The sequence below is a fragment of the Candidatus Methylacidiphilum fumarolicum genome, assembly GCF_949774925.1.
GTDB classification, from domain to species: Bacteria; Verrucomicrobiota; Verrucomicrobiia; order Methylacidiphilales; family Methylacidiphilaceae; genus Methylacidiphilum; species Methylacidiphilum fumarolicum.
This window is the reverse complement of record NZ_OX458932.1, coordinates 31,224-57,468: the sequence shown is the minus strand read 5'-3', so window position 1 is coordinate 57,468 and position 26,245 is coordinate 31,224. Positions and strand designations below refer to the sequence as shown.

Sequence of the window (26,245 nt, the reverse complement as noted above, 5' to 3'; positions counted from 1 at the left end):
CTTGTCTGATCAAGAAAGGCCTGCTTTTTGATTTCCCTCTTCCTCAAAAAACTATCGCGTTTTTCACGCCCCCCCTTCTCAAACTCTTAGATTTCTGATCTCAGACGAAGTCCCAGTTAAATACCTAATTAAAAAGCTTATCATAATTAGGCTATCAATTTTTGTCAAGAAATTACACGAAGAGAGACCGATTATGAAGAATTCTACTGAGACTATCGGCGGGGATAAGAAAAAGTGAAATTCTTAGCACTACCAATTAGCTAACTAAAAAAAACTTAAGTTAAAAAGAGCCTCTCTTCTCCGAGCTCTATTCCATTTTTCTGGATATCTCGAGCAAGTAACGAATAAGTTTCGAAATCCGCTTCTAGCCGTGAAAAAAGCTCAGCCACAAGCCTATTGGTTAACATTTTTTTTGTCGTAATCATACCGAAAGATTCAATTTTTAAAAAATCTCGGGCAATAATGGTCTCACACTCAAGCTGCCCTTTAACTGTAAGCTCGTAAGCAATCACTTCTTTTACTTTGGCAGAAGCAAATCGATTAACAATTACCCGTGGTGCGACGACTATCCCTTTTACAACACTCTGCGAGCAAAATTCCACTTCTTCTGTGGCTTTAAAAGAACATTGCATTATCCCCCTGATTCTTATTTTTCTTCCTTGAACAGTGGCTCCCGCATATTCAGATCCAGCCTCAAAATCAATATCTCCAAGAGTCGATATTTTTCTTTTGATCTTTCCTTTTAGGCAAAGATTTTCCACGTAAAGATAGGCCCCACAGAAAGCACAACCGACAGAAAGGGCTTGAGCATAAATTTTTTGAGAGTTTTGGCAGTAAGGGCAAGTAATTTCACGTGTCTTGGAGGGAACAGAAGGAAAAAATGGAACGGAGTTTTTTTTTGTAGCAAGCCCAATGTAATGAAAGCATTTCTTACAAATAGTCGACAGAGCCCATCTGGATTCAACTTGAGAATGTCCACAAGCAGGACATCTAATAAGTTGTGTTTTACTATCTAATTGCTTGGAACTGCTTGGTTGCATTAACTATTTTGCTTGTTTTTACCAATCACTATTCTTCCATTTATTATAGCTCCCGAATCTATCTCAATGGCTTGCGCATAGACTTCCCCTTCGATGACCGCTTCAGAAAGTATCTCTAATTTTCCTCCCACTCTTATTTTCCCTTGAATATGACAATTGACAATCGCCTTATCCCTCACCCACAATTCTCCTTCCAGCGAAATACATGGAGACAAAATGGTCACCTCATCTTTGTTCTGCATCTTATGCTCTCCCTACAAAGGGATTTTTTTCTAAACTCGCTCTATTTTAATGTAGTTTATTTCGCTATGATAAAAAGGAAAGAAAAAGCTATGGAAGGCCAAAGAAGTTTTTTTCAAGATCCAGCTAACAGGCAGTGGTGGATTCATCAATTATTAAGCCTTCGAGAAAATCCACAAAATTTCGAATCATTAGCTTTTAGACTATATGATTTTCAAAGAAAACATTGCCCTCCCTATCGAACTTTGACGGAAACTATTGCAAATCGCCTTTCTTCTTGGAAAGAAATTCCTGCCATTCCACAAGAACTTTTCAAAAAAGAAACCATCTTTTGTTACACTATTGAACAGGCAAAAGGCTATTACCTTACCAGTGGCACCACCTCTGGAATCCAAGGAAGACATTATTTTTTAGATCCCTTGATCTATAAGGCTATCTCTTTGCAGGGAGCTCACGAAGCGGCTGTCCCCATCCATACTGCATGTCTTCATTTCCTAACCGAGTCTCCTAATGAAAATCCCCATAGTTCCCTTTCTGCAATGTTTTCTTTTTGGGCAGAATCAAACCCTTTCCCATCCCATTTTTGGATTCAAAACAAAACATTGTGTATTGATCCCTTTATCCAAAAACTCAATTTGGACATTTCAGCCGGCAGAAAAGTTGGAATATGTGGAACGGCTTTTAGCTTCGCTTTACTCATGGAAAAACACCCTAAGTCTTTATCGCTTCCTCAAGGCTCTTTTATCCTTGAAACCGGAGGGATGAAAGGAAAGCATAAAGAGATCGACAAACAAGAATTTTACAAGCAATTATCTTCCTACTTTGGGATAACACTAGACTGTATCTTCAGCGAGTATGGGATGACGGAATTATCTAGTCAGGCTTATTCCAAAGGCACTGATGGAACATTTTTAGTCCCGCCTTGGGCCAAAGTGTTAGTGATCGATCCTAGAACAGAAAAAGAATGCCAAGTTGGCCAAAAAGGATTGGTCCGTTGGATAGACCTTGCTAATGTCGATTCTGTTCTTTGCATACAAACTCTCGATCTAGCCATAAAAACTCAAGAAGGATTTTATCTTATAGGAAGATCTCATCATGCTCCTCCAAGGGGTTGTTCTTTAAGCATTGAAGAAATAGCTTTTATTGAAAACACCTACCACTAGCACATGCAAACTTTGGAAAGAATTGAAATGCTGGATGCCATTTGCAAGCTTTTCCCAGAAATTGGCTTCAGGGGAAAAGAGGATCTCATCCACCTTGTGGAACTGGAATTAAAAAGCCTAACTGCCTTGGATGACTTCTTTGATTACGGACACGCGAAAACCAAGGCTATCGCTCCCAGGCAAATATACCATGTATTGGCAGCCAACTTATATGTAGCTGGTTTTCAAAGTATTTTGCTTGGGCTACTTGTAGGCTCTTTCAATGTTGTTCAGTGTCCCCAACCGGTCAGAGAACCACTCTTACGGTTTATTTCTTTACTTCCAAACAAATTAAAAAATCAAGTCGAACTTTGTTTTGAATTCAACCAAGAAGCCTTTGAACAATCCGATTGCATTGTTGTTTTTGGTGGGAACAGGACCATTGAGCATTTCAAAGCGCTGAGCCCTTGTGACAAACGATTTGTCGGTCATGGCCATAGAGTAAGCCTAATTTGGGTAGGCACAATCGAAAATATAAACAGAGAAAAAATAACCCAAAGCGCTAAAGATATCAGTCTTTTTAGCCAATTAGGATGTCTTTCTCCTCAATCAATGCTCATCGAAGAGACAACACCTAGCAACACCATCCTCTCTTTTTGCGAAGCTCTTGCGGAGAGTCTGAGCAAAAGAAGCTCAGAAAAAAGTTTTGATATTAATATTGAAGAACTCGCAGTCATTAAACAACTCCGGGATTGTGCAAAAGCCCTGGGCTGGAGTGTATGGGGAAGTAGCCTAACGGAGAGTAATCCCTGGACTGTAATCCATAGAAGATCCAACAGTTTTGAACCCACTTGTGGCTATCGCACCATTTACGTTGACAGCGTGGACAAAACAAAGCTAAAGGAATGGTTGAAACCTATCCAGGGGATGATAAGTACGGTAGGTGTTTTCGAAACAATTCCAGATGATATTGTTAGGATCTTTATTAACGCAGGAGCCACAAGATTTTGTTCTGTAGGACAAATGCAACAGCCCTCAGCATTTTGGCATCATGACGGAAGGAATAGGATCGAGGATTTAGTGAGATGGGTTGACTGGGAAATCCCTAATAAGGATGTAAAGTCATGAGCTATGTTTATAAACAATTTTTGGATCAAAAACTTTATTTTTTTCAGTAAATTCGAGCTCTTCTTTGCTTCCCGCTTTTAGCTTTCTATAAAAACAACTTCTATAACCAACATGACAGGAAGCACCGCCATCGACTTTCACTTTTAAAAGCAAGGTATCTTGATCATCATCGATAAAAATATCCTTAACGTGTTGAAAAAAACCTGATTCCTCACCTTTCACCCAAATTTTTTTTCGCGATCGGCTATAATACGTTGCCAACCCTGTTTCTATTGTTCTTTCCAAAGCCTCTTTATTCATGTATCCTAACATAAGCACTTCCCCAGTATCCGCATCCAGAGTGATACAAGGTAAATACTCATGAAGATCAAATCGTGGCAATAATTTATTCCCTTCTTCAATTTCGTAAACCGTTGGCTTCATAGAATAACTGACTCCGCTTTTATAAGCTTTACATTAAAACCGTTATTCCTTTTTTTTTACAAGACTCTATTCAAAAAATCTTAACGTAAAAAAACTAATTTGTCGAAGTTTCAACTCCTATGTCTTTTTTTGTACCATAATTCCCACAGTTTTTGTAGATCAACTGGTTTTCTATTTGGTTTCTCTATAAACAGTACACAGTCTACCGCTGCTATGCATTCTATTTTCTCTCTCCAATTGCTAGAAGAGGCCTATAGCCGCGAAGATGATCCAAACATTCGGCGATCGCCTCTCCCAGAAGCATTAAACAGTCGGCTATGGCAGAGGGTTTGCCCGGTAAATTAATGATAAGTGAGCGTTTTCTAATTCCAGCAACTGCTCTTGATAAGATTGCCGTCTTTACTTTCTTATACGACTCCATTCTCATGATTTCGCCAAAGCCAGGCAATTCTTTCTCTAAGACAAGCCTTGTTGCTTCAGGGGTAACATCTCTGGAAGATGGCCCTGTGCCTCCAGTTGTGAGAACAAGAGGACAGTCCAGTTCATCAACAAGCCTCAAAAATTCGGAAACAAGCAAATTTTTTTCATCTGGAATCAATACAGAAATGAATTCTACGGGTTCAGCAAATAGACTCCTGATAACTTTTTCGATTTCAGGACCACTTTGATCCTTGTAAATACCCGCATAGGCTCTGTCGCTTAAAGTAATACGGCCAATTTTCATTCCTTTTTCTTCTCTATAAGTCTGATTTGCCCAATGACCATCGATTTGTCAACCGCCTTACACATATCGTAGAGAGTCAAAAGGGCTACTGAGACCATAACAAGCGCTTCCATCTCCACCCCTGTCTTCGCAACTGATTCGGCCCTTGCGACAACTCTTATTCCGGTTTCCTCGATTTCAAAGTGTGTATCAGCATAAGAAAGGCCAATAGTATGGGCTAAAGGGATGAGTTCCCCTGTTTTTTTAGCCGCCATAATCGATGCAATCTTCGCAACGGTGAGCACATCTCCTTTAGGCATAGCCTTAGCCTGCAAAAGACCAATCGTTTCTTGAGAAAGCGTTATAAAGCCTTCAGCAATTGCCATTCTTTTTTGTACAGCTTTATCCGTCACATTAACCATTCTGGCTTCTCCTGATGGAGAAAGATGGGAAAAGCTCGACTCTCTACTTTCCTGGCTTGCTAGCTCCATAAAATCAGACTGATTGTTTTTCAATAAATGAAAGAAATTACAATATATTCAGTTATTTTAAATACAACAAAGCCTCTAAAAATGTTTTTAGTTAAATAGAATTTTTCCCTTAGAATATGCCTTATGCTTATTTCATGCAAAAAGAAACTGTTGGCTATTGGGTCTATCCCAGAAATAAATAGCAAAGAGAAATTCTATCGCATGCGTATTATTCCAAACATGGTTCTATTCATCCTGCTCCTTTTATGGAGTTCATCATTATTGAAAGCAGCTGAAAAAACTTCCCCCAACTACTCTGTTCACTACGATGGATACGCTCGTCATTTTCCCTTCTATACCTTGATAGATCCCTTAGGTAAGAAGCATTCCATAAATCAGTTTCTAGGCAAAATCACTGTTTTTATCGTTTCTGTACCCAACATGACTCAGGGTAAAAAGCAAGAAAAATGGGCGCGACTACTTGGAGAGGATCCTAAAACAAAACTGCCTGATGAGGTGGCATTGATCTTAGTGGAAGACATTTCTCACGCAGGGTTTTTTAAAGGATTGGCTCTTTCTCACATAAAAAAAAATTTTAATGAAAACTCTCGTCCCTTTCCTGTGCTCGACATGAATGGCACATTAACCCATGACTTTGGAGTTCCTAAAAACGCAACTCAAATCTTAATCTATGATAAGTCTGGAAACCTGTATCAAGTTGAAAAAAATCTCGATAACATCGATCTGACTCTATATAGAATCCACAAGGCGATCCAAAGACTAGAAAGGGAAAAAAAACACTTCACCAATTCCTCTACTTGATCGTATAGCCCAAGTGCCCAATGATTAGAAAGAGGAATTAATCATTAAAACTCGTTTGAAAAGATTGGCAAATGGCTTCTAGCTACCTTCTGTTTTCTTAGGAGATTTTTTTGCCAAGCCAACTGGCAAAGCGGCTATGGGATAGGGGCTAGCTTAAGCGCTTAGAAAAATTGCCTGGCTAAAAAAGGCAGACCTGCTTCTTAGGATATGGAAATAGACTAAGATTTGCGTTCTGGGACCAATAAACAGCTACACATACAATAGAAGGATAGATGAGAAGATAAAGAAGCCTTGTTTTTCAAGAGAAATTTCGTAAATTTTGAACATGACCGACTTACATATACTCTCTAACCAACTTAGCGAACTCAAACAGAGATTATTTTCAGTACGGGGGTTTCTTTGACCCTACGCAGCTTGAAGCAGAACTTCAAGCGATAGAAAAAGAAATGACCGATCCAGGTTTTTGGCAATCAAGCGAAAAATCAGAAAAAGCGATATCTAAATCAAAAGAACTTAAAGCAAAACTATCCGATTATTACACTATCCTCAACAGATTCAAAGATTTAGAAGCTCTCTTTGATCTATTAAAGGAAAGCGGAGATGTTTCCCTTCTAGAAGAATTAGAAAGGGAAATAAAAAATTATTCTGACTTGCTTGATTCGGTGGAAGTCAAACTCATTCTTTCTGATCCACTGGATCAGAAGAATGCTATATTATCGATCCATGCTGGAGCAGGAGGGACAGAAGCATGCGATTGGGCTGCAATGCTTTTGCGCATGTATCAGCGCTATGCAGAAAGGCATGGCTACAAGGTGAGTCTAGTCGATATTCTTCCAGGAGAAGAAGCAGGGATCAAATCCGCAAGCATCCTCGTTTCAGGTAATTATGCCTATGGTTATTTAAAAGCAGAGCGCGGCGTGCACCGTCTTGTCAGGATTTCTCCTTTTAACGCTCAGGGGAAAAGACAAACTTCCTTTGCTTCCGTTGACGTGGTTGCAGAAGTTGACGAAACCATTGACATAGAAATCAAAGAAAGTGATTTAAAGATAGATGTGTTCCGCTCCAGCGGTCATGGAGGCCAAGGTGTTAATACAACTGATTCGGCTGTTCGTATTACCCATTTACCTACAGGATTAGTTGTGGTATGTCAGAATGAACGCAGCCAATTACAAAATAGAGCCACTGCGTTGAAGATCCTTCGTTCGCGGCTTTATGAATTAGAAAAAGACAAAAAAAGAGCCGAAATGGAAAGAATTTACGGACAAAAAGGAGAAATAGGTTGGGGAAGGCAGATTCGATCTTATGTCCTACAACCCTATAAGATGGTTAAAGATTTGAGGACAGGAGAAAGCAGATCTCAGGTGGAGGAAGTTCTTGACGGCGATCTCGATTCTTTTATCTGGGCGTATTTGCTAGGAAAAAAGAAGGGACAAGAAGAAAGAGAAATAGAGGAAACTTGAACACCGTTTCGATTATTTTAAAATGATACAGATTTTTCATGTTACTCAAGTTAAGGATTGAAAACCTCGCCCTTATTGAAGAGCTAGAATGGGACCTTGTCCCGGGACTCAATGTTTTAACTGGAGAAACCGGTGCAGGCAAATCGATAGTCATCGACTCCTTAAAGTTTCTGTTGGGAGAAAGAGCTTCTCTGACTTTTCTAAAAAATAAAGAAAAGCCAGGCATAGTCGAAGGAGAATTTCAATTATCAGAGACTTTCTGGACCAGGGTTTCTGATCTTTTCAAAGAAAAAGGATTGGATGAATTAGATAGCTCTTCTTTTATTTTGAGAAGAGAAATCCGGCCTTCGGGATCGAGTCGCCAATTCATTAATGGGGAACTCATTCCGCTTTCCCTTTTAAAAGAACTTGGAGATAATCTGATCGATGTTCTTGGTCCTCACGATCATCAATCCCTTTTTGACAAAAAAATCCAATTAAAGCTCCTTGATACTTTTGGCTCTTTAAATGAGTTATCCCATCGAGTAAAAACCCTTTATGAGAATCATCAAAAACTGCTGAAGAAAAAAAATTCTCTTTCTTTAGAAGAGCTGCTCAAAAAGAAACAGAGACTTAACGAGCAACTGCAGGAGATTGTTGCTGCCAATCTTATTCCAGGAGAAGAAGAAGCAATCGATCAAAAGCTAAATCTAGCTAGAACCGGCTGGAAAATTTACGATTGTCTTGGAGCCATTCGTGGTTTGCTTTCCCAGAACAATCCCTCTATTCTTTCTTTGTTGTCTTCTCTGCATAGGCACCTTTGCGCATTGGAGAAATTTGATCCTCAAAAAGGCGCTCAGGCAATAGCCCTGGAACAGTCAGCAGCTCATGATCTGCTAGAACTCGATAGATTGATCGAAGATTATTTTTCTAAAATAGAAATAGATCCAGAAGAACTCGAAAAATTAGAACAAAGAAAAAATTTCCTTGAGAATTTAAAAAGAAAGTATGCTTTGCAGATAGATGAATTAATCGATTATAAATCTAAAATTAGCGAACAATTAGCCGAAATAAAGGAAGAAGAAAACTTGGCTCGAAATATTGCTAAAGAAGAACTACAACTTTTAGAAGCACTTCAAAACGAAGCCTTGCATTTAAGTTCCAAAAGAAAAAAAACAGCCGAAGAATTAATCACTTCTATTCAAACTGTGCTCCAATCATTGGGTTTTGCCCAGTCAGGGTTTTCCATAAGTTTTGATAACAAAGAAAAGGTTGGTCCTTCTGGTCAGGACGAAATAGAATTTCTTTTTTCTCCTAATCCAGGCATTCCATGCAAACCACTCAAAGAAATTGCTTCAAGTGGAGAAGCAGCCAGAGTCATGCTAGCCCTAAAAGCAGTCTTTGCCCGAGTCGATCCTATCCCAATACTTGTTTTCGACGAAATAGACGCTAATATTGGTGGGGAAATAGCCTGGAAAGTAAGTTCTTTATTGAAGGAACTTTCAATAAATCATCAAATACTCTGCATAACCCATCTTCCATCCATGGCTGCCGGAGGGGATGCTCATTTCAAGGTCATGAAAGAATCGGAAGAAAATGTTACCCGAGTTCTATTGAAGGAAATGGTTGAAGAAGACCGTTTGAAGGAAATTGCAAGAATGCTTGGAGGAGAAAACGAAGAAGCAATAAGACTAGCTCGCAAGCTACTTTCCGTAGCCAAGGGGAACAAAGAAGAAAAGAGCCTAGAAAAATTACTCCAATAGCAAGAGAAAAAAACGAATCCTTGCCATAAACCTAAGAATTTTCCTATTATTATATGCAGGATGGCTACTGATTCACTGAAAGTTTTAACGGATAAGTCTGAAGTCTTTTTAAAAAAATTTGAAAATGGAATTGGGAAATTTTCTGCAAACGCTTTAAATAAGCATGTGGCTTTATACAGTCATCTTTTGCAAGAGGCTAATTCCATAGCCAATGAATTTTCCCAATATCTTGACAACTGGCCTTCTTTTCAAAACACAGAGGCAGCGGAAGAATCTTTCAAGAAAGAGCTTGTCACCTCAAAGATAGGTCAATGGTTTTCCCTTTATGGTAAGATTGCAAGCCATGAATTGTATTTCTCTTCTCTAGGCAGAAATGGAAATTGCGAAGGGAAAATCAAAGAACTCCTAGAAATCAATTTTGATTCCGTAGTGCGATTCAAGCTAGATTTTAAAATTAAGGCCCTTTATTCTACAGGCTGGGTCTGGCTGATTATGGATCATTATACTGGTAAACTCTTTAACCTATCTTCTAATAGGGAAGATGCTTTTCCATTTTCAGGTATGAGTCCTCTGCTAGCTATTGATCTTGCCGAACATGCCTATGAGTCAGACTTTGGTTCGGACAAAGAAGCTTACATTGAAGAATTTTTTAACGATCTAGATTGGAAGGAGATAGAAAAGAATCTTCCTATAATGTAATTTTATAGCACGTTTTGATCAGGTATTAAACAAACATAAGACTCATCGCTTTGGGAAGAGGACTGCAGTGTTTGCAGCCTTCCTTAGAGTTTAGTAGTAGTACTGTTGCCAATCGAGGAACTGGCAAAAGACGTAGAGCTATCTAGCTCCGTTTAAAACATCCACTTACGTCCATCCGCTCGTTTGCTTCTTTTTATCTATAAAACTGTTCCTAAAAACATACTCGGGACCTGCTTATGCCTACCCCAAGTTCGTTCTTTTCGCCTTGGTATTGTACCGAGAGGTCTCAAGACTGCCAAACCTATTTCGTTCCCCGGGGGGCGAGATAGAATTAACGTATCATCTTAACAATTAAAGAGGATATCTTCCCGCTCTGGCTGGAGTCGTCCGCCCCGGAACAGTTCTTCTCATCGATTTCCCAATCCGTCGTAGCCCGCTATTATAGGTAAACCTCACCAAAAGAATCGCATACAGCCGGTTCCGCGGCGTCCACAGACCTATCTCCAGATCTCCGATCCTTTTCTTGAGGTTGTATGCGCCAACCGTATCCGCACAGCTCATAAACTAACGATGCCGGCATACAAACTTATCCCCCCCGCTGTTCTTCGGATTGACCTACCCACACTGCGGACAAAACCAGAAAGCTACAGGCTGGATTGACCTTCTCTCCAGCCGAGAGCCTCCCGCTGGCGCCAGAAATTCGATTCGCCCCTGAAGCACACAGCTGCGCATTGGTAGGATGCGCCTGGAATGCTCTTTGCTTGGGGCATTTCTTATATATAGGTAAGATCCTAAAAAAACAAGTACTGAGGCTCTTCGTAATGTAAGAAGAAAGCTTAGGCTTGTATTTATTTGCCGCTCGATTTCAGCTTGCCTCTTGCGCACATGAGGCTATCGCCTTTTCTTCTCCCAGATTGTAGTCGCAGATGCATCTAGCTTTACTCCATAAACCCTTTTTTCTATTTGCTTCTCCTGTCTATCCCATCTTCCGCAACGTTGCGTCATAAGTGATTGCAACAGAACGAAATAGATTTTTTGTTCTGCCTACATTGCCCACTTGGGCGGAGAAGCGAAGAGGGAAAGCAGATCGAGCTTTTGAAGCAGGGCATTCAACTCAGGGGGAATCTGAGAGAAGAGCCCAATCAGCGGTTGTCCTTTTAGAGAGAGTTTGACCAAGCGGATCGTCTGGAGACGCCGAAGCACCTTGGGCACCTCTTCGGTAAAGCCCTTAGCCCCCCATTCGGCTCCGAGCCGCGCACTCATCCAGAAGGCCAGGAAGCAGATCCTTACATGGTTGCGGACTCGGTCCGGTCGCCAGTGATAGACGGGACGGACTTCCAGGTAACTCTTGAGCTCCGAGAAAGCGGCTTCGACCACAGCCAGCTGCTTATAGTGGGTGAGCACCGCCTGGCCCGAAGCCTTGGTCGCCGGGAGATTGGTCTCCAAGAGATACCAGCCGTCAGTCGCCTCTTCTTCCTTGACCCGCTCCTGATCCAGTTTCCACCAGAACCGGCCGCCTGCGTCGACGCCGTACTGGAAGTATTTGTGCGCTTTGAGCTTCTGCAGCGCTCGGCCAACCCGGCTGCCGAGATTCACGGGATTCACCTCTCGGCGTGTCGCCTTCGTGATCTGGCGGAGCACTTCTTCTGCTTGGGCAATGCGGTTTTGCCGCCGTTCGCGGTCCCGCTGAGCCCGCCATTCTCCTCCCGCAATGACATAGCGCACTCCCTCCTGTTCGATCTCCAGTACCCGCGTCCGGTCCGTTAGCCAGAGCTGCTGGTCTTCGGGCAGACGACTGAGGATCTCCAGAAGCTTGGCCCGAGTCGACCGGGTCACGTACTCCAGCTCCATGCCAGTCAGGATCTCCAAGTTCCACCAACTCCTCATCCCCCCGTCGAAGACGAAGGTCGCCTCTTGGATCCCAAACCTCCGTCTGAGCGTGACCAAGAGCCCCGTCAAGGTCGTGCGGTCCGCCCGATTCCCTCTCAGCACTTCCACATGGAACGGAATCCCCCGACCATCCGTAGCCACCGCCAGAAGAACTTGTCGCCGATCCTGCCGGTGATCCCGACTATAGCCATATTGCGCCAGTCCCTCAGGGCCCTCCCCTTCGAAGTAAACACTTGATAGATCGTAGAGCACCAGGCTCGCCCCCTGCGGTTGACTCCCTTGGTAAAGCTTCTTCTCAATCCCACTCCAACAGCCGTTCAACTCATCCATCGCCCGGTAGAGCTCGTCCTCATCCAGATCCTTCTCCTCAAGCCCACAAGCCTTGGCCAGAAGAGTCCCTTGCGCTTCCTCCCGAAGGGCCAGCTTCGAGGAAGGAAAGAGAATCCGGCCAAAAATCATCGCCTTCAAAAGCCTTCGTTTCCGCTCCGAGCCAACATTGGCAAAGACTTCATCGAGGCCAAAGCGACCCCAGGCTTCTTCGAGAACGGCCAATCCTCCGTAATCAAGTGCCTCCTGGACTTCGAGCCCCTCTACAGGGACAAGACGCTTCTTTTGCAAGGCCGCCGCCAGCACTTCCCGAGCTTCTTCCGGCAACCGGGTCACGTTGGCGATCCGGCGTGTCTTCACCTGCTTCCCCACCCGGTAGGACTCTCGGACAATATAGGATCGATAAATCTTCCCTTTGTGGCGTGTGCGGACCTCCTGCAAGTACATGCCTATCAGGCTAACATTTTTCCACTACGATGCCTACAAAATAATAGAAAAATAATAAATTATTGAGTCCTACACAAATATACATAAGTCATTGATACATCAACAAAATGACCAAAAACTTGCGGAAGATGGGCTATCTCAGGCGGCGGCGAATCTTTGGGTTGATCATCTCAGAGGAGGCTAACACCCACTTTTTGATCACTTCCTAGCCATCTTTGAGGGCTACCTTCTATATTCTTGCCGGTACCTGCTTGGGCTAGCGTAGCCCTCCGCCACAAGGCTGTCCCGCACCCCGCGTTCGCAAAAGACTTTCCTCGAAGCGGTCTAAGAAGAAGAAAGAGATGAGAAATCGCTCCTTCTCAGCTGCGTAGCGAAGGCAAGAGATCCGCTAGCATCTCTCGCTTCTTTTGGTTGTGCGGTAGGCTCTCCACTCAGGATCGTTCGGCGCCTCGTCTTATAAGGCCTCACCAACTTTCCTCAGGGCCACATGATCTTTTCTTTTGTATTGGTGTAAACTATAAAGAGGGCTTGAGAAGGCAGGAATTGACCGAAAGGAGCTCCTTGGGCATCTTTTCCTGGAAAGAGAGGGAATTGCCCGTTCATGCCGGGGATTTTGGTCCTAAGAGAGGAGTAAAATTTCTCGACCCATTCGAAACCGAACTGGATTATCCAGTCCTTGTGAGCCACCATGACCATCGGAAAGATTGCCCTCTTCCCCCGAGCTCCATCAGACGTGAAAAATTTCTTTCCCTTGTCGTTTAGTCCGCATGATTTCAAGCCCCCAACCCTTTGTCCACCGTTTTACATAATGCCAGACAAAACTTTGCCAGAGCTTTCCGCTTATCCTTCAGATTCCCCTTTTGACCAGCGCTGGAGACTCATGTGTAGGCACCTGTTCGTCGCTCTCGCCGTCTTTTGCTACTGCCTGTTGACGCTCCGACCGATCAGCGTGCCAAACTTCTTCGGCAAATATAGGTTGGCTATGCAAACATTTAACTAGATTGGGATAGTAAGATCATTAACGATTCATTACTCTCTGGCGCAGCTCAAATTTTCTATATCAGCAGTTTTCTATTCGAAGAGGATATCAATTGATTCCCAAATCCTATGTCAAGATCAAGGGAAAAAAGGAAGCATCACCAAAAAAAATCTCTGATTATGGGCTTTCTTTATGAACCTGCATCTCAAGCGGCTGCGTCGCTTCAAGAATCTTTTTAGCCCGTTCGATCTCTTCTTCAGTCCCCCGAATAACAAGAAGATATTTTCCTGCTTTGAGATGTTCTTCAAATTTTAAAATATGTTGTTTTTGTATCCCCAATCCAGACAAAAATCCAAGAGCTGCTCCAGCAACTCCACCAGCAACCAATCCTTCTAGCCCCCCAAGTAAAGCTGCTGAAAGAGGACCAGCAACAATCAATGGACCAAATCCTGGAACCCAAACAAAGGCTGCACCAACAAGGATACCAAAAAGCCCGCCAACCCATCCCCCAATAGTTGCACCCGTTTTGGCTATATCTCCAGCAGTGATATAGCCATGAACTTTTCTTTCACTGGATAGATCCTGAGCAAGAATAGAAACTCGTGTAAGAGGGAATTGACTTTGCTCCAGGCTCTTTAGAGCCTTTTCAGCATCCTCCAAAGAGGAATAGACAGCACTCAGTGAGATATCAGGCATGCATCATTTCTTTAAAATTTCTTATAAATTAAAACAAGCTTTTTTTATCTATTTGAGTGTCTTTAGTCTTCCTTCTTCTTCCCCTTCTTTTTGATGAATTTTTTTGACAACCCATAACATGGCTTTTGGAATGATTAAATAGCTAAAAATAGAAAAAATTAGAAGAAGCTTCCAAAAAAGGGTAAAAGCGGGAGAGACAACAAGAAAAAAACCACTACATATCATTAAAAACGCAAAAATAAAAGAAAAGAGTTCCCAAAAGAAAGATTCTTTCAGCCTGCCGAATGCATAAAAAAAAGCATATAAACCCGCAGTAAGAACGAAAGAAAGACTGGCCATAAGCAGCCCTAAAACAGCTTCAGCACTCATGAGAAAGAGTCGTGGTTTTGTTTAATGAACTTTTACCAATAGTTAATAGATCGATAACCAGTAACAAATAACAAACAAAAAACAGAATACCAAATCCCATTCGCCATATCATCGATTCTTTAAACCAAGGATGCATCTGGCCGTCAATATAAGCCTGCCACGTCGATCCCCCAACGGCACGCTCAATAAACGTCTGAGCAAAACCAGCCACTGTTAAAGGAGCAGTAATTCCTAACATAGTCAAAATTAAGCCAATAAACACCCATTTCCAAAGTGATCCATCAAGCACAGAGCCTTCATGCAGCCGAATTTTCTGAAGAGCTGTATAAATTAAAGAAAGATTAGTAGCAACATATGCACCAAAAAAAGCAAGATGTCCATGGGCAGCCGTTAATTGCGTGCCATGACTGTAAAGATTGATTTGGGGCAAGGTATGCATAAAGCCCCATACCCCTGCCCCTATAAAATTGCCAAAAGCTTGTGCCACAATCCAAAAAAAAGCTGGTTTATTTACTGTTTTCAATCTGTGGACTCCAGCATCATAGACCGCATGAACAATCATTGCGACAAGAGGTAGAGGCTCTAAAGCAGAAAAAAAACCCCCAATACCTAACCAATATTCGGGTGCACCAATCCAGAAATAATGGTGTCCCAGTCCTAAAATTCCCGTTCCAAAAATGAGGAAAACTTCTAAATACAGCCATCCCTCAATGATCTTTCTCGGTGTTCCTAAAACGGTCATAAGGATCCATCCAACAAGCACTCCAACAAGAACTTCCCAAGTTGCTTCTACCCAAAGATGCACCACCCACCACCACCAAAACTGATCCACCGAGATATTTGGACTGAAGAACATTCCAGCAATGTAAAATCCAATAATGGCTAGTAAGTCCACTGTCAAAACCCAAAGCATTCCTTTCAGCTTTTTGGCTTTCCAAATAGATGCAAAAACATTGAAAAATATTATTGAAAAAACAGCAACAATGCCAATATCAGCCCATCTTGGAGCTTCGATATATTCTCTGCCTTCAGTGATAAGCCAAAGAGTTAGCATCTCTCCCTTGCCTATTTGGACAAATAAAAAGACTAGCGCGACAATACCAACAGCACATGTCAAAACTATGAAAGCGATTTTGCCAAGAAAAATACCTACAACTTCTCTTTCTGTTTCCAATGGTAAAAACCAATAGATTCCTCCAATAAAACCAAAAAGCAGCCAAAGAATCATCGTGTTGAGATGAATCATCCGACAAATAGAAAAGTTTAGGAGGTTATGAAGAAATTCAGGTCGTATATATTGATAGGCAATAATCAGTCCAAAAATGAGCTGGATCCCAAAAAGGCATAAAGCCGTGATCCAATAACCAATAGCTAATTTTTGGGATTCATAAAGACCATTTTTATCTTTCATTTTTCTCAATCAAAAAACGGATGGCGCTCTGCCAAAATGATCAGGAAACCCATTAGTATCAATTGCCGACATAAATTTAAGATAGCCAACGATTGCTTTAGCCTCTGCTTCAGTCAGCTTTAAATTAGGCATTCTTCTCTGCCATGTCCCATAATATTCAGGGTTTTGAAGCCATTTAGCCATAGCCTCTTCTTTTGTCTTCATTCCTGTCATTGGTTGGATCATAGTCTCCCATTTAGGATCAAGCCAAGATTTTGTCAGGTCAGGAGCAAAATAGGCACCATTGCCCAACAAGGTATGACAGTCCATACAATTTCTGCTCTGAATCACTAATTTTCCTTTTGTTAATAAGGAAGTCGCTTCCTTTTCTGACCATTGCTTCCCAAAAAAAGGTTCTTCTTCCCCAATAGTTGGTATATACCGCTTTTTATCTGGATCATATTCATAGCCGATTTTATGATTTATAACCGTTGGAGAGGGGACTCTATTTGAACCAAATGAAATCTTCTTTAATGTATCAAATGTTAAAAGCCAGAGAACACTAAACATTACAAGAGAGCCCACAATGGCGAATACCCCCCAAAATCCAGGCTCCAACCAATTTTTTCCTCTAACTAATATGGCTGAAATCACCACGGTAAGGACAATGGAAAAGAGAGTGATTTCAAGCCACCCAAATTTCATGTTGGAATCATTTTACAAAAAAATAAAAGCCATCCAATGATAATTTTCCTTTTGGATCATTCCTTAGAGGGGTAAACCATAGCTGTTGATTTGTTCATGCAAACCTGAGGCAGGATAACAAGGATAAAAACAGAATTTAGCAGAGCTATTAAAGGGGCCTATTGATGGACAAAACTAAAAGAAAAAGAATACTTCTGCCTATTAGAGAGATGAAAAAATAAGGCGAAAGATACAAGATTATATTCTCTTTCAGGCACAATCGCCATGAAGTAATGCGGAGAAATCAACAAATTACGCTGGTCTCTTTTTCAATTGACTATAGATATAGAAATTTCCAGTCTTGGTAGGACAGGTGGAAGAACGATATGGGACTGTAGAACAAGTTATCGATTCTGAAAGTCAACTACTTGGATGCCATATACTTAAGAAGAGTTGAATTTACTAGGAATGCATCCAATAGCTTAGGCTAAGGGCTCTTGGAATGGCAGACATCAAAGAACTTATCTTGGTCAGCATAGTAATCTAAAGGGGAGATATCGTCCATGGCTAAAGAGAGCCATTGGTTTCAGAAGCTATAAAAGTTTAGGTTGCGGGAACATGAAGAAGGTCGGATTATATCAGACGTTTGGAGATCGTTGCGATTTACTATATTAACATTAGGCAACTGATGGTAATGCACAGGAAGCGGGTTATCATCAAGATGGTTAGCTAGATGTATTTCCAAAGATAGAAGCAGGAAGGGAAAAAGGGCAGAATATTTTTCTTCCCTAAATAGAAGTCTTCCCTAAAAAGAAGAAATATCTCGTAAGTTGTTTTATGAAGAATGAGGATAATCCTGAGTTTTGGCTGAGGCTAGCCTTTGAGCTAGCAAAATATGGTTCGGAACAAGGAGAAGGCGGACCCTTTGGAGCAGTTGTGGTGCTTCAAGGAGAAGCGATTGGCTTAGCCCATAACGAGGTGCTTTCAACTCAAGATCCAACCGCTCATGCTGAAATTCTTGCGATTCGTAGGGCAGCCAAAAAACTGGCTAAATTCGATTTAAATGGGACGATCATCTATTGTAGTAGTGAACCTTGCCCAATGTGCCTTTCGGCAATTTATTGGGCTGGGATCAATAAAATATATTTTGGTTGTTCTGCAGAAGATGCTCAAAAAATTGGGTTTCGAGATGTTTTCTTGTACGAAGAACTTAAAAAACCATCCAATCAAAGACAACTGCAATCTATCCAACTGTTAAGAGAGGAAGGACTATCTATTTTGAAAAGCTGGGAAGAGTCCCCGCTAAAAGTCATTTATTGATCTATATTCAAACACACATGGCTTAGGTCAAGAAAGATTGAAAAATAATCTTGTCAGTCTTCTAGCCTAAAGCCTATTCTTACCTCTACTTGAAAGAGAGGTTCTCCCTCTTTATTAACCGATCCTCTAATCTCTTTGACCTCGAACCAATCCAAATTACGAAGTGTTTTATTTGCTCTTTCTATAGCATTGCGAACCGCATGTTGGATGCTTTCGCTGGAAGTGCCAATGACATGAACGATCTTATATACTTTTTCTGACATTGGATTAATCCTTTTTGCTTTCAAATTACATCATAAGGCTGCAAGATAAAAGCATTTTTAAACGCATCAAATCATTTCTCTTTTTTCTCTGCCTAGCTTTAATTTATTTTTTAAAAGGTTCTACATGGAACAGGAATTTTTTTTCCCACCCCCTTCTCTTCCCAGTCTCCATATCGCTCGAGTGCTTCTTGATAACAAAAGAGACTTTCTCCTAGACTATGCTATTCCCGAAGCCCTGGAGAAAGAAATTGTTTTAGGCACTCATGTTCGCGTTCCGTTTAAGAACGGATTTGGCAAGGGAATCGTGGTGGATATTCTTGAAAAACAAAACTCTGCGCTCAAGCCCCTTCTCTGCAGGGAAAATAAAGAATTATTAGTTCCTCAAAACATCCTCAAATTATGCAAGTGGATTGCAGACTACTACTGTAGCCCGTTGATTTCAGCGTTACAAGCCGCCTTGCCTGATTCCATTAGAGCGACCATTAAACCAAAAGAAGACCTTCTATTATCCCTGCCAGCGCATTTGGATCCTCTTTCTATTCAAAGCAAAATAAAAAGAGCCAAAAAAGAAAAAGAGGCTTTGGATTTCCTCCAAAAATGGCAACCCGCTTGGCTTTCTGAGCTTCCTAAAAAGACTGGGATTTCTCGAAACATCTGGAAGAATCTTTTGCGCAAAGGGTTAATAGTTGGACTTTCCCAAAAAAAAGACGGAAACTATTTCCCTATTGTTCCGGATCTTTCTTTCCCAAAATGCTTGACAAAAGAACAAAGCCACGCAGTCCGCTTGATCGAAGAGGAAATGCATAAAGGCCTACCTCAACCGATTCTTCTCTTTGGAGTCACTGGTAGCGGGAAGACAGAAGTCTATATGCGGACAATTGAAAAATGCTTAACCCAAAAAAAACAGGTTCTTCTTTTAGTCCCTGAAATTTCTTTAACACCCCAACTCCTGGAGAGAATTAAAGCCAGATTTACAGCACAAGGAGCCTCTATTGGTTGCTGGCATAGCCGCATTTCCCGTAGTGAAAAAGCAACTCTTTGGTACGATATACTCCGTGGCAAGATTAATATCCTTGTTGGCACCAGATCGGCTCTTTTCGCTCCCTTCCCCTCCCTAGGGTTAATCATTGTGGATGAAGAACATGAAAGCTCATTCAAACAAGAGGAAAGCCCACGCTACCACGGCAGAGACGTTGCCGTAATGCGTGCTAGACTTGAAGGAGCCCTTATTATTTTGGGTTCGGCCACTCCCTCCTTAGAATCGTACTATAATGCGATGAGTGGTAAATATAAACTGATAGAACTTAAAAGAAGGGTCGAAGAAAGAAAACTCCCTTCTGTCAGCATTGTTGATCTAAGAAAACGCAAAAGGAACCTTTCACAACAAGAAAAGAAAGGAACCGATTTTTATCTAAAGCCTGAAGAATTGATCTCAGATGAACTAAAAGAGGCCATAGAAAAAAGACTGGAAAGAAAAGAGCAAATTATCCTTTATATAAATCATAGGGGCTATTCCTCTTCACTGCAATGCTCAGACTGCGGCTATGTCCTTCCATGTCCAAATTGTTCGATTTCCCTTAGTTTTCATAAAAACCTTGGGATTTTGAATTGTCATCTATGCAATTATTCTGCTTCTGTTCCTTCTTTCTGTCCTATGTGTCGCGCAGTAGGAGCTTTTAAATTTTTGGGAAGCGGCACAGAAAAAGTAGAAGAAGCAATTCAACAATTGTTTTGCTCTGCTCGAGTTTTAAGAATGGATTCAGATACAATGAAAAAAAAGGGGGCAGTGGAAAGAGCATTAAGGGCCTTTGGAGAACGGCAATTTGATATTCTTGTTGGTACTCAGATGGTTTCCAAAGGCCTGGACTTTCCTCATGTAAGTCTTGTGGGAATTGTTTCCATAGATGGTCTTCTCCATCTCCCTGATTTTCGAGCATCAGAAAAAAGTTTCCAACAACTTTTACAGGTTTCAGGCCGTTCAGGCAGGGGATCTGTGGAAGGAGAAGTCTTTGTACAGACACGAACCCCTTACCATCCAGCCATCCAATTTGCAAGGCATCACGATTATCTTGGTTTTGTTGATCAGGAACTAGAATTTAGAAAAACTCTTTTTTATCCCCCCTTCTGCAGAGCCATATTGATTCGCTTCATAGGGAGTCCAGAAGAAAAAGTGAAGTTTATGACAGAAGCATTCACCAAAGAAATTAAAGAAGCATTGAAAGATTCTAATGCTATTATTGGCGAACCGACACAGGCCCCAATTGCCAAAATCAAAGGCAAATATCATTATCAGTTATTCATACGCTGTCAAAAAGTCATGGAGATCAGTCAAAAGCTAAAGAAGCTAATTTTTGGCAAAGAGTCTGAAATGGGTATCAACATTAGAATAGATGTCGATCCTCAAGATCTTTTAAAATAAATAGTGTCGGGATTAATAAAATTTTGATCTTCTTTCCACTATATTTAACTATAAAAGACCAGAAAGAGGAACTATACCTATAGACGATGATCGATGTTTTGTATGTTTTGTTCTTTGTTGGTTTGATAGTTTGCTGCCTACTCTACTGCCAGCTATGCGATAAAGTGTGAAGGAGCTAGCCTATGCTTTTTATTCTATTTTTAGTCTCACTTCTACTGCTGGTTTATTTGCTGATCGTCATCCTCTGGCCTGAAAAATTTTAAATGTTACAAAAACAATGAAAACTTCAAATTGGATAGAACTTGGTCTTTTTATATCTATCCTTGCGGTCCTAAACAAACCTTTGGGAATACATATTTATAGAGTCCTGGATAGAGAAGGGAAAACTATTTTCGATGCCTTCTTAAAACCACTGGAAAATTTAACATACAAAATTTGCTCGATTGATAAGTCCAAAGAGCACAATTGGATAGAATACGCGGTTGGCATTTTACTCTTTAATTTTGCAGGCATGTTGATGACTTATTTTGTGCCAAGAATGCAGCATTTTCTTCCCCTTAACCCTGAACATATAGGACCTATGGCCCCTCATATAGCGTTCAATACGGCCATTAGTTTTGGAACAAACACCAACTGGCAATCCTATGTACCAGAAAAAGAAGTGTCCTACTTTTCTCAGATGGTTGGGCTTGCTTTCCAAAATTTTACTTCGGCAGCTACGGGTATTGCCGTCGCCGCCGCATTCGTTCGAGGGATTGTTCGAACAGAGGCTAAAACTGTTGGCAATTGCTGGGTAGACCTGGTAAGAATCAATTATTATGTTCTATTACCTCTATCTCTTGTTGGTGCCTTACTACTGATTTCACAAGGAGTCCCTCAAAATTTCCATCCCTACCTCCGCTATCTTCCATTAGATAGCAAAGCTCATGAAGAAGCTTGCATACTACCTCAGGGTCCTATCGCCTCTCAAGAAGTGATAAAACTTCTTGGAACTAATGGAGGGGGATTCTTTAACGCCAACTCTGCTCATCCCTATGAAAATCCTACTCCCCTTTCCAATTTTATGGAGATGCTCCTTATTTTTCTCATCCCTAGTGCCTTAACCTATTACTTTGGATTAAGTTGTAAGAAGCTATCTCATGGTTGGTCTATTTGGATCACCATGGTGCTTCTTTTTCTTGTGCTTAGCCTTAGCTGTTATTGGTTAGAGCATGCAGGCAATCCGTTTTTTAAACCTTTTGGCATTGAACAACAAGCCAATATGGAGGGCAAAGAAACGAGATTTGGAATATTTGAAACGACCCTTTTTGCTGCTGTCACGACCTCTGCTTCCTGTGGAGCGGTTAACTCCATGCATGACTCTTTTTTGCCTCTTTCCGGAATGATTCCTCTGTTCAATATGAGCTTAGGAGAAATCATCTTTGGGGGAGTGGGCTCTGGATTATATGGCATGCTGCTTTTCGTCATTCTTTCAGTATTTTTATTCGGTCTGATGACAGGCCGAACTCCGGGCTATTTGGGAAAGAGAATTGGTGCTTACGAGATCAAAATGGCGGTGCTAGCGCTCATGATTCAGTATATTTCAATCTTAGGCCTGTCGGCACTGGCCATACATTCTTCATGGGGATTAACAGCTCTAGGAAACAAAGGGCCACATGGATTGACCGAAACTCTTTATGCTTTTGTCTCGACCACTGAAAACAATGGAAGCGCTTTTGGAGGGTTGTCCGCTACTTCCGTTCCCTATGCTATTTTCCTTGGCTTGGCTATGTTTTTTGGTCGCTATTTTATTATTATCCCTGTGCTTGCCGTTGCTGGCTCGCTTGTGTGTCAGAAACGCTACATTAGCCAAACGGTTTTCCCGACCAGTGGTGCCCTTTTTGTTTTTATCCTTGGGGCAGCCATATTCCTGGTTGCAGCTCTTAACTTTTTCCCAGTTTTTACCTTAGGACCTGTCCTGGAGCATCTACTGATAGGTACAGGCAAAATGTTTTAAAGAAAACATTAAAAAATGGTTTAAAATCATGAAAACCTCAAAGAATGTTGTTTCTTTTTGGAGCTTATTTCTTATTGCAACCGCAATAAAAGAAGCTTTTATAAAACTCAATCCTTTCAGTCTTTGGAAAAACCCTGTGATTTTTGTCACCGAAATTGGTGCCTTTATTACTACCATTGAAATGTTTCGTTCTTCGGAATCTTTTTCCTTCACTCTTCAGATTAGTCTCTGGCTTTGGTTTACTGTTCTTTTTGCGAATTTTGCAGAAGCTATTGCCGAAAGTAGGGGAAAGGCTCAAGCCGAAAGTTTAAAGCAGACCCGGACGGTGACCATGGCAAAGAAACTTGTCCAAGGGAAAGAAGTCCTTGTCAATGCCAGTGAGTTAAAAAAAGGAGATCTAGTAGTATGCATTGCGGGGGATATCATCCCTTCTGATGGAGAAGTGGTAGAAGGAGCCGCAACAGTGGATGAATCAGCGATTACTGGTGAATCTGCTCCAGTCATACGGGAAAGTGGTGGGGATAGAAGTGCAGTTACGGGTGGGACTCGAGTCATTAGTGATCGTATTGTCATAAAAATCACTGCTGAGCCTGGGAATACCTTTCTTGACAGGATGATTGAAATGGTGGAAGGAGCCAAAAGGCAAAAAACGCCTAATGAGATTGCCTTAACCATCTTATTAGCCTCTTTAACCTTCATTTTTCTATTAGTGGTGGTGACTCTCGTTCCCTTTTTAAAGTACTCTCAGGCTCCTATTTCGATTCCTATTTTGACGAGCTTATTTGTCTGTCTGATTCCAACCACAATAGGCGGCTTATTAAATGCCATCGGGATTGCCGGCATTGACAGGTTAGTGCAACACAATGTGATAGCCACAAGTGGTAGAGCTGTCGAAGCAGCTGGGGATATCGATGTGCTCCTGCTGGATAAAACCGGGACGATTACTCTAGGAAATCGGATGGCCACCGAATTTATAGCTGCCCCTGGTATAGATCACTATAGACTGGTTGATGCCGCTCAACTTGCTAGCTTGGCCGATGAAACTCCTGAAGGAAGATCGATTGTCATTCTGGCCAAAGAAAAATATGGGTTAAGAGGTAGAGAAGTACTTGATACTCGAGCAAAATTTATCCCTTTCAGTGCCAAAACACGAATGAGTGGAGTTGATTTTTTTTCTGCTGATGGATCTTGTTGCGAAAGAAAGATTCGAAAAGGGTCCATGGATGCAATCGAAGCATATTTGCAAGAAATGGGAGGTAGCATATCCCAATCGGTAAAAGAAATAGTAGAAAATGTCGCTAAAAATGGAGGCACGCCTCTTGTTGTCGTCGAAGGCAAAGATGTCCTTGGGGTGATTGAACTAAAGGATATTATCAAAGGGGGGATTAGAGAGCGCTTTGCAAGGCTAAGAAAAATGGGCATAAGGACCATAATGATCACCGGAGATAATCCGCTGACAGCCGCGGCTATCGCTGCCGAAGCAGGTGTCGATGATTTCATGGCTCAGGTGACCCCGGAACAAAAGCTAAAAAGAATCCGCCAAGAACAAGTTCTTGGTCACCTTGTCGCCATGGCCGGAGATGGCACCAATGATGCTCCTGCACTGGCACAAGCAGATGTTGGCGTGGCCATGAACACAGGGACTCAAGCTGCTAGAGAAGCTGGCAATATGGTTGATCTGGATAGTAATCCTACAAAACTGATAGAGATCGTCGAGATTGGCAAACAGCTGCTAGTGACGCGTGGGGCCTTAACCACTTTTAGCATCGCCAATGATGTGGCTAAATATTTTGCCATTATTCCTGCCATGCTCATGTCCACTTTTCCAGCAATATCCCCACTGAACATTATGCAACTCCATACTCCCGAAAGCGCTATCCTCAGTGCTGTCATATTCAACGCGGTCATCATTATTCTCTTAATCCCTATAGCTCTGAAAGGAGTGACGCTAAAGGCCGTTTCTGCAGAGAATCTGTTGATCAAAAACATCTTAATTTACGGCCTAGGTGGAGTCATAGCCCCTTTTGTAGGCATTAAACTTATAGACCAACTGCTCTATTTTTTACACCTTGTCTAAAAAATACTTAAAAGAATACTTAATAATACTTATGAAGCCCTTCCATAGCTTAGTTCTTTCCGTCAAACTAACACTTCTGTTGCTGCTGATTCTTTCAGGCCTCTACCCATTTACGGTATATATTTTGGGAAAACTCTTATTCCCTTATCAGTCAGCAGGAAGCCTAATCATTGATTCGCAAGGCCATGTCCGAGGCTCCTTACTCATAGGACAGAATTTTGAATCTCCAGCATATTTTCATCCGAGACCTTCAGCTTCCAACTACGATGGCCTTAGCTCTGGAGGCAGTAACCTTGGTCCTTCATCTTCAGACTTCATTGAAACGATAAAAAAAAGAGCCATTTCCTATAGAAAGGAAAATGAGATAGCCCCTTCAAGCCTTATCCCTGCGGATGCCGTCTGCGCCTCTGCCAGTGGGCTTGATCCACACATCAGCCTCAAAAATGCTCTTCTGCAAGCTCCAAGAGTAGCTAAAGCAAGGAAAGCGGATCTAAAAGCTATAGAGAATCTTATTTTGAAAAACACGCAACATCCTCTTGCGAATGTTTTTGGGGAAGAAAGCGTCAATGTCCTAAAATTAAACCTTGAGCTCGACAAGGAGTATCCACTGCCCTAATGTATAGGGATAATGGGTAAAAGTTACAAAGAAATCACTAACGAATTACAAGATTTTATTGTAAACCAAAAGATTTTCTTTGTAGCTACCGCCACCGCTACCAGCCGAATTAACCTTTCTCCCAAGGGATTAGATACGCTTCGAATTATTAGTCCTAAAAAGATTCTTTGGCTCAACTTAACTGGGAGTGGTAACGAAACCGCGGCTCATCTCACCACCGATGGAAGAATCACCCTTATGTTTTGTTCTTTTGAAGGGAAGCCTCTCATTTTGAGGCTTTACGGCAAAGGAAGAGTGATTCATCCATGGGAAGAACAATGGGGAGAATTTATTATTCTTTTCCCCGCTTTTCCTGGCGCCAGACAAATCATTCAAGTCGATGTTGATCTTGTGACCACTTCCTGTGGATTTGGTGTTCCTCTTTTTGAATTTAAAGGAAATAGGGATAACCTCATCCAATGGACAAGGAAAAAGGGAGAGAATGGAATCCGTACGTACTGGAAAGAAAAAAACGCTAAAAGTATTGATGGAATTCCAACTCCCTTTTTTGACGATTCTTTTTTAGTACCTAAACGGAAAGAGGAGGCAACAAGCCATGAAAGCTAGAGTTTTCATGAAAAGGAGACTCCATCCCTAGCTTTCCTTCTAGAGGGAGGCTGCCATTTTTTCTTCAATGGTAATAGCATTAGAGGAGAGTTTCACTTTTTTAAGCCTGCGTTTGATGAATGAAAAGACAACATGCAAACTACAGTAAAATCCTTAAGGTTTTCTCAACTTGGATGGAATGGCTTGGGCGATTTTAGATGGAAAATTATAGGGATTTAAAATCTACACCTTTGCTAGTAAGAAGATGAAATTGCAGTTGTTAAAAGAATGAAATCTTTCTTTCTTATGTAACAGGAT

General features: G+C 41.5%; 26 protein-coding genes. 13 read left to right on the top strand and 13 right to left on the bottom strand.

Annotated elements, in window-relative coordinates; translation table 11 throughout:
- Nucleotides 1–275: 275 nt before the first annotated feature.
- Both QOL44_RS00260 and QOL44_RS00255 read right to left on the bottom strand, forming a co-directional pair.
- Nucleotides 276–1,040, bottom strand: coding sequence for a Zn-finger protein (locus QOL44_RS00260; protein ID WP_009062024.1), 765 nt, complete (start codon nucleotides 1,038–1,040; stop codon nucleotides 276–278).
- Nucleotides 1,040–1,282, bottom strand: a complete 243-nt coding sequence (locus QOL44_RS00255; protein ID WP_009062022.1) for a bactofilin family protein — start codon at nucleotides 1,280–1,282, stop codon at nucleotides 1,040–1,042. Before QOL44_RS00255 ends, QOL44_RS00260 begins: the two co-directional genes overlap by 1 nt.
- Nucleotides 1,283–1,348: 66 nt before the next feature.
- On the opposite strand from QOL44_RS00255, the gene QOL44_RS00250 reads away from it, so the two are divergent.
- Entirely contained in the window at nucleotides 1,349–2,443 is a 1,095-nt protein-coding gene (locus QOL44_RS00250; protein ID WP_009062020.1) for a LuxE/PaaK family acyltransferase, read from the top strand.
- Between the two features lie 3 nt (nucleotides 2,444–2,446).
- Complete coding sequence (locus QOL44_RS00245; RefSeq protein WP_009062019.1) at nucleotides 2,447–3,550, top strand: acyl-CoA reductase; 1,104 nt, start codon at nucleotides 2,447–2,449, stop codon at nucleotides 3,548–3,550.
- Here QOL44_RS00245 and hisI read toward each other — a convergent pair.
- The 3 genes from hisI to moaC all read right to left on the bottom strand — a co-directional run bounded on the left by hisI (nucleotide 3,545) and on the right by moaC (nucleotide 5,167).
- Nucleotides 3,545–3,973 (bottom strand): phosphoribosyl-AMP cyclohydrolase, encoded by a 429-nt coding sequence (gene hisI / locus QOL44_RS00240; RefSeq protein WP_009062018.1) that lies wholly within the window; start codon nucleotides 3,971–3,973, stop codon nucleotides 3,545–3,547. The genes QOL44_RS00245 and hisI overlap by 6 nt on opposite strands.
- A gap of 220 nt (nucleotides 3,974–4,193) precedes the next feature.
- Nucleotides 4,194–4,697: a molybdopterin adenylyltransferase gene (gene mog / locus QOL44_RS00235; protein ID WP_009062016.1), complete on the bottom strand. Its 504-nt coding sequence runs from the start codon at nucleotides 4,695–4,697 to the stop codon at nucleotides 4,194–4,196.
- Nucleotides 4,694–5,167 carry a cyclic pyranopterin monophosphate synthase MoaC gene (moaC, locus tag QOL44_RS00230; protein ID WP_009062014.1) on the bottom strand — a complete coding sequence of 158 codons (474 nt, stop codon included), beginning with the start codon at nucleotides 5,165–5,167 and terminating at the stop codon, nucleotides 4,694–4,696. The genes mog and moaC overlap by 4 nt, the downstream gene beginning before the upstream one ends.
- Before the next feature lie 123 nt (nucleotides 5,168–5,290).
- On the opposite strand from moaC, the gene QOL44_RS00225 reads away from it, so the two are divergent.
- The 4 genes from QOL44_RS00225 to QOL44_RS00210 all read left to right on the top strand — a co-directional run bounded on the left by QOL44_RS00225 (nucleotide 5,291) and on the right by QOL44_RS00210 (nucleotide 9,869).
- Nucleotides 5,291–5,968, top strand: coding sequence for a hypothetical protein (locus tag QOL44_RS00225; RefSeq protein WP_009062013.1), 678 nt, complete (start codon nucleotides 5,291–5,293; stop codon nucleotides 5,966–5,968).
- Between the two features lie 338 nt (nucleotides 5,969–6,306).
- Nucleotides 6,307–7,428: a peptide chain release factor 2 gene (gene prfB, locus QOL44_RS00220; protein ID WP_079199498.1), complete on the top strand. Its 1,122-nt coding sequence runs from the start codon at nucleotides 6,307–6,309 to the stop codon at nucleotides 7,426–7,428.
- 38 nt (nucleotides 7,429–7,466) lie between these two features.
- Complete coding sequence (recN, locus tag QOL44_RS00215; protein WP_009062010.1) at nucleotides 7,467–9,170, top strand: DNA repair protein RecN; 1,704 nt, start codon at nucleotides 7,467–7,469, stop codon at nucleotides 9,168–9,170.
- A 60-nt stretch (nucleotides 9,171–9,230) separates the two neighbouring features.
- The gene (locus tag QOL44_RS00210; RefSeq protein WP_009062009.1) at nucleotides 9,231–9,869 is read left to right on the top strand and encodes a Fe-Mn family superoxide dismutase; all 639 of its coding nucleotides are present in this window, start codon (nucleotides 9,231–9,233) and stop codon (nucleotides 9,867–9,869) included.
- Between the two features lie 351 nt (nucleotides 9,870–10,220).
- Here QOL44_RS00210 and QOL44_RS00205 read toward each other — a convergent pair whose 3' ends face one another.
- The 7 genes from QOL44_RS00205 to QOL44_RS00175 form a co-directional block, all read right to left on the bottom strand.
- Nucleotides 10,221–10,430, bottom strand: coding sequence for a hypothetical protein (locus tag QOL44_RS00205; protein WP_166791441.1), 210 nt, complete (start codon nucleotides 10,428–10,430; stop codon nucleotides 10,221–10,223).
- 483 nt (nucleotides 10,431–10,913) lie between these two features.
- Entirely contained in the window at nucleotides 10,914–12,533 is a 1,620-nt protein-coding gene (locus QOL44_RS00200; protein WP_045086447.1) for an IS1634 family transposase, read from the bottom strand.
- A gap of 477 nt (nucleotides 12,534–13,010) precedes the next feature.
- Entirely contained in the window at nucleotides 13,011–13,136 is a 126-nt protein-coding gene (locus QOL44_RS00195) for a hypothetical protein (RefSeq protein WP_279635644.1), read from the bottom strand.
- Between the two features lie 553 nt (nucleotides 13,137–13,689).
- Nucleotides 13,690–14,208 (bottom strand): general stress protein, encoded by a 519-nt coding sequence (locus QOL44_RS00190; protein WP_009061995.1) that lies wholly within the window; start codon nucleotides 14,206–14,208, stop codon nucleotides 13,690–13,692.
- Nucleotides 14,209–14,256: 48 nt separating this feature from the next.
- A complete protein-coding gene (locus tag QOL44_RS00185; RefSeq protein ID WP_009061993.1) occupies nucleotides 14,257–14,577 on the bottom strand; it encodes a hypothetical protein in 321 nt (106 codons plus the stop codon).
- Nucleotides 14,567–15,988: a cbb3-type cytochrome c oxidase subunit I gene (locus QOL44_RS00180; RefSeq protein ID WP_009061991.1), complete on the bottom strand. Its 1,422-nt coding sequence runs from the start codon at nucleotides 15,986–15,988 to the stop codon at nucleotides 14,567–14,569. Before QOL44_RS00180 ends, QOL44_RS00185 begins: the two co-directional genes overlap by 11 nt.
- 9 nt (nucleotides 15,989–15,997) lie before the next feature.
- Entirely contained in the window at nucleotides 15,998–16,672 is a 675-nt protein-coding gene (locus QOL44_RS00175) for a c-type cytochrome (RefSeq protein WP_009061988.1), read from the bottom strand.
- 816 nt (nucleotides 16,673–17,488) lie between these two features.
- On the opposite strand from QOL44_RS00175, the gene QOL44_RS00170 reads away from it, so the two are divergent.
- The gene (locus tag QOL44_RS00170; RefSeq protein WP_009061985.1) at nucleotides 17,489–17,971 is read left to right on the top strand and encodes a nucleoside deaminase; all 483 of its coding nucleotides are present in this window, start codon (nucleotides 17,489–17,491) and stop codon (nucleotides 17,969–17,971) included.
- Between the two features lie 53 nt (nucleotides 17,972–18,024).
- Here QOL44_RS00170 and QOL44_RS00165 read toward each other — a convergent pair whose 3' ends face one another.
- Complete coding sequence (locus tag QOL44_RS00165) at nucleotides 18,025–18,234, bottom strand: dodecin (RefSeq protein ID WP_009061983.1); 210 nt, start codon at nucleotides 18,232–18,234, stop codon at nucleotides 18,025–18,027.
- A 124-nt stretch (nucleotides 18,235–18,358) separates the two neighbouring features.
- Here QOL44_RS00165 and priA point away from each other — a divergent pair, with 124 nt between their 5' ends.
- The 6 genes from priA (at nucleotide 18,359) to QOL44_RS00140 (ending at nucleotide 25,948) form a co-directional block, all read left to right on the top strand.
- On the top strand, nucleotides 18,359–20,653 hold the full coding sequence (gene priA / locus QOL44_RS00160; RefSeq protein ID WP_009061981.1) for a replication restart helicase PriA: 2,295 nt from the start codon (nucleotides 18,359–18,361) through the stop codon (nucleotides 20,651–20,653).
- 182 nt (nucleotides 20,654–20,835) lie between these two features.
- The gene (locus QOL44_RS11195; protein ID WP_079199496.1) at nucleotides 20,836–20,916 is read left to right on the top strand and encodes a potassium-transporting ATPase subunit F; all 81 of its coding nucleotides are present in this window, start codon (nucleotides 20,836–20,838) and stop codon (nucleotides 20,914–20,916) included.
- 14 nt (nucleotides 20,917–20,930) lie between these two features.
- Complete coding sequence (gene kdpA, locus QOL44_RS00155) at nucleotides 20,931–22,649, top strand: potassium-transporting ATPase subunit KdpA (protein ID WP_009061979.1); 1,719 nt, start codon at nucleotides 20,931–20,933, stop codon at nucleotides 22,647–22,649.
- 28 nt (nucleotides 22,650–22,677) lie between these two features.
- Nucleotides 22,678–24,726: a potassium-transporting ATPase subunit KdpB gene (gene kdpB / locus QOL44_RS00150; RefSeq protein ID WP_009061977.1), complete on the top strand. Its 2,049-nt coding sequence runs from the start codon at nucleotides 22,678–22,680 to the stop codon at nucleotides 24,724–24,726.
- Nucleotides 24,727–24,757: 31 nt separating this feature from the next.
- Nucleotides 24,758–25,342, top strand: coding sequence for a K(+)-transporting ATPase subunit C (gene kdpC / locus QOL44_RS00145; RefSeq protein ID WP_009061975.1), 585 nt, complete (start codon nucleotides 24,758–24,760; stop codon nucleotides 25,340–25,342).
- Nucleotides 25,343–25,354: 12 nt separating this feature from the next.
- Complete coding sequence (locus QOL44_RS00140) at nucleotides 25,355–25,948, top strand: pyridoxamine 5'-phosphate oxidase family protein (RefSeq protein ID WP_009061974.1); 594 nt, start codon at nucleotides 25,355–25,357, stop codon at nucleotides 25,946–25,948.
- Nucleotides 25,949–26,245 lie beyond the last annotated feature (297 nt).

Coding starts and splice junctions, on each gene's coding strand:
- QOL44_RS00260 (WP_009062024.1), bottom strand. CDS start 1,040: ATGCAACCAAGCAGTTCCAAGCAATTAGATAGTAAAACACAACTTATT.
- QOL44_RS00180 (WP_009061991.1), bottom strand. CDS start 15,988: ATGAAAGATAAAAATGGTCTTTATGAATCCCAAAAATTAGCTATTGGT.
- kdpB (WP_009061977.1), top strand. CDS start 22,678: ATGAAAACCTCAAAGAATGTTGTTTCTTTTTGGAGCTTATTTCTTATT.
- QOL44_RS00190 (WP_009061995.1), bottom strand. CDS start 14,208: ATGCCTGATATCTCACTGAGTGCTGTCTATTCCTCTTTGGAGGATGCT.
- QOL44_RS00185 (WP_009061993.1), bottom strand. CDS start 14,577: ATGAGTGCTGAAGCTGTTTTAGGGCTGCTTATGGCCAGTCTTTCTTTC.
- QOL44_RS00140 (WP_009061974.1), top strand. CDS start 25,355: ATGGGTAAAAGTTACAAAGAAATCACTAACGAATTACAAGATTTTATT.
- QOL44_RS00255 (WP_009062022.1), bottom strand. CDS start 1,282: ATGCAGAACAAAGATGAGGTGACCATTTTGTCTCCATGTATTTCGCTG.
- QOL44_RS00225 (WP_009062013.1), top strand. CDS start 5,291: ATGCTTATTTCATGCAAAAAGAAACTGTTGGCTATTGGGTCTATCCCA.
- moaC (WP_009062014.1), bottom strand. CDS start 5,167: ATGGAGCTAGCAAGCCAGGAAAGTAGAGAGTCGAGCTTTTCCCATCTT.
- QOL44_RS11195 (WP_079199496.1), top strand. CDS start 20,836: ATGCTTTTTATTCTATTTTTAGTCTCACTTCTACTGCTGGTTTATTTG.
- kdpC (WP_009061975.1), top strand. CDS start 24,758: ATGAAGCCCTTCCATAGCTTAGTTCTTTCCGTCAAACTAACACTTCTG.
- QOL44_RS00200 (WP_045086447.1), bottom strand. CDS start 12,533: ATGTACTTGCAGGAGGTCCGCACACGCCACAAAGGGAAGATTTATCGA.
- QOL44_RS00170 (WP_009061985.1), top strand. CDS start 17,489: ATGAAGAATGAGGATAATCCTGAGTTTTGGCTGAGGCTAGCCTTTGAG.
- kdpA (WP_009061979.1), top strand. CDS start 20,931: ATGAAAACTTCAAATTGGATAGAACTTGGTCTTTTTATATCTATCCTT.
- QOL44_RS00165 (WP_009061983.1), bottom strand. CDS start 18,234: ATGTCAGAAAAAGTATATAAGATCGTTCATGTCATTGGCACTTCCAGC.
- QOL44_RS00250 (WP_009062020.1), top strand. CDS start 1,349: ATGATAAAAAGGAAAGAAAAAGCTATGGAAGGCCAAAGAAGTTTTTTT.
- QOL44_RS00175 (WP_009061988.1), bottom strand. CDS start 16,672: ATGAAATTTGGGTGGCTTGAAATCACTCTCTTTTCCATTGTCCTTACC.
- QOL44_RS00245 (WP_009062019.1), top strand. CDS start 2,447: ATGCAAACTTTGGAAAGAATTGAAATGCTGGATGCCATTTGCAAGCTT.
- QOL44_RS00205 (WP_166791441.1), bottom strand. CDS start 10,430: ATGAGCTGTGCGGATACGGTTGGCGCATACAACCTCAAGAAAAGGATC.
- priA (WP_009061981.1), top strand. CDS start 18,359: ATGGAACAGGAATTTTTTTTCCCACCCCCTTCTCTTCCCAGTCTCCAT.
- hisI (WP_009062018.1), bottom strand. CDS start 3,973: ATGAAGCCAACGGTTTACGAAATTGAAGAAGGGAATAAATTATTGCCA.
- QOL44_RS00195 (WP_279635644.1), bottom strand. CDS start 13,136: ATGAACGGGCAATTCCCTCTCTTTCCAGGAAAAGATGCCCAAGGAGCT.
- QOL44_RS00210 (WP_009062009.1), top strand. CDS start 9,231: ATGGCTACTGATTCACTGAAAGTTTTAACGGATAAGTCTGAAGTCTTT.
- mog (WP_009062016.1), bottom strand. CDS start 4,697: ATGAAAATTGGCCGTATTACTTTAAGCGACAGAGCCTATGCGGGTATT.
- recN (WP_009062010.1), top strand. CDS start 7,467: ATGTTACTCAAGTTAAGGATTGAAAACCTCGCCCTTATTGAAGAGCTA.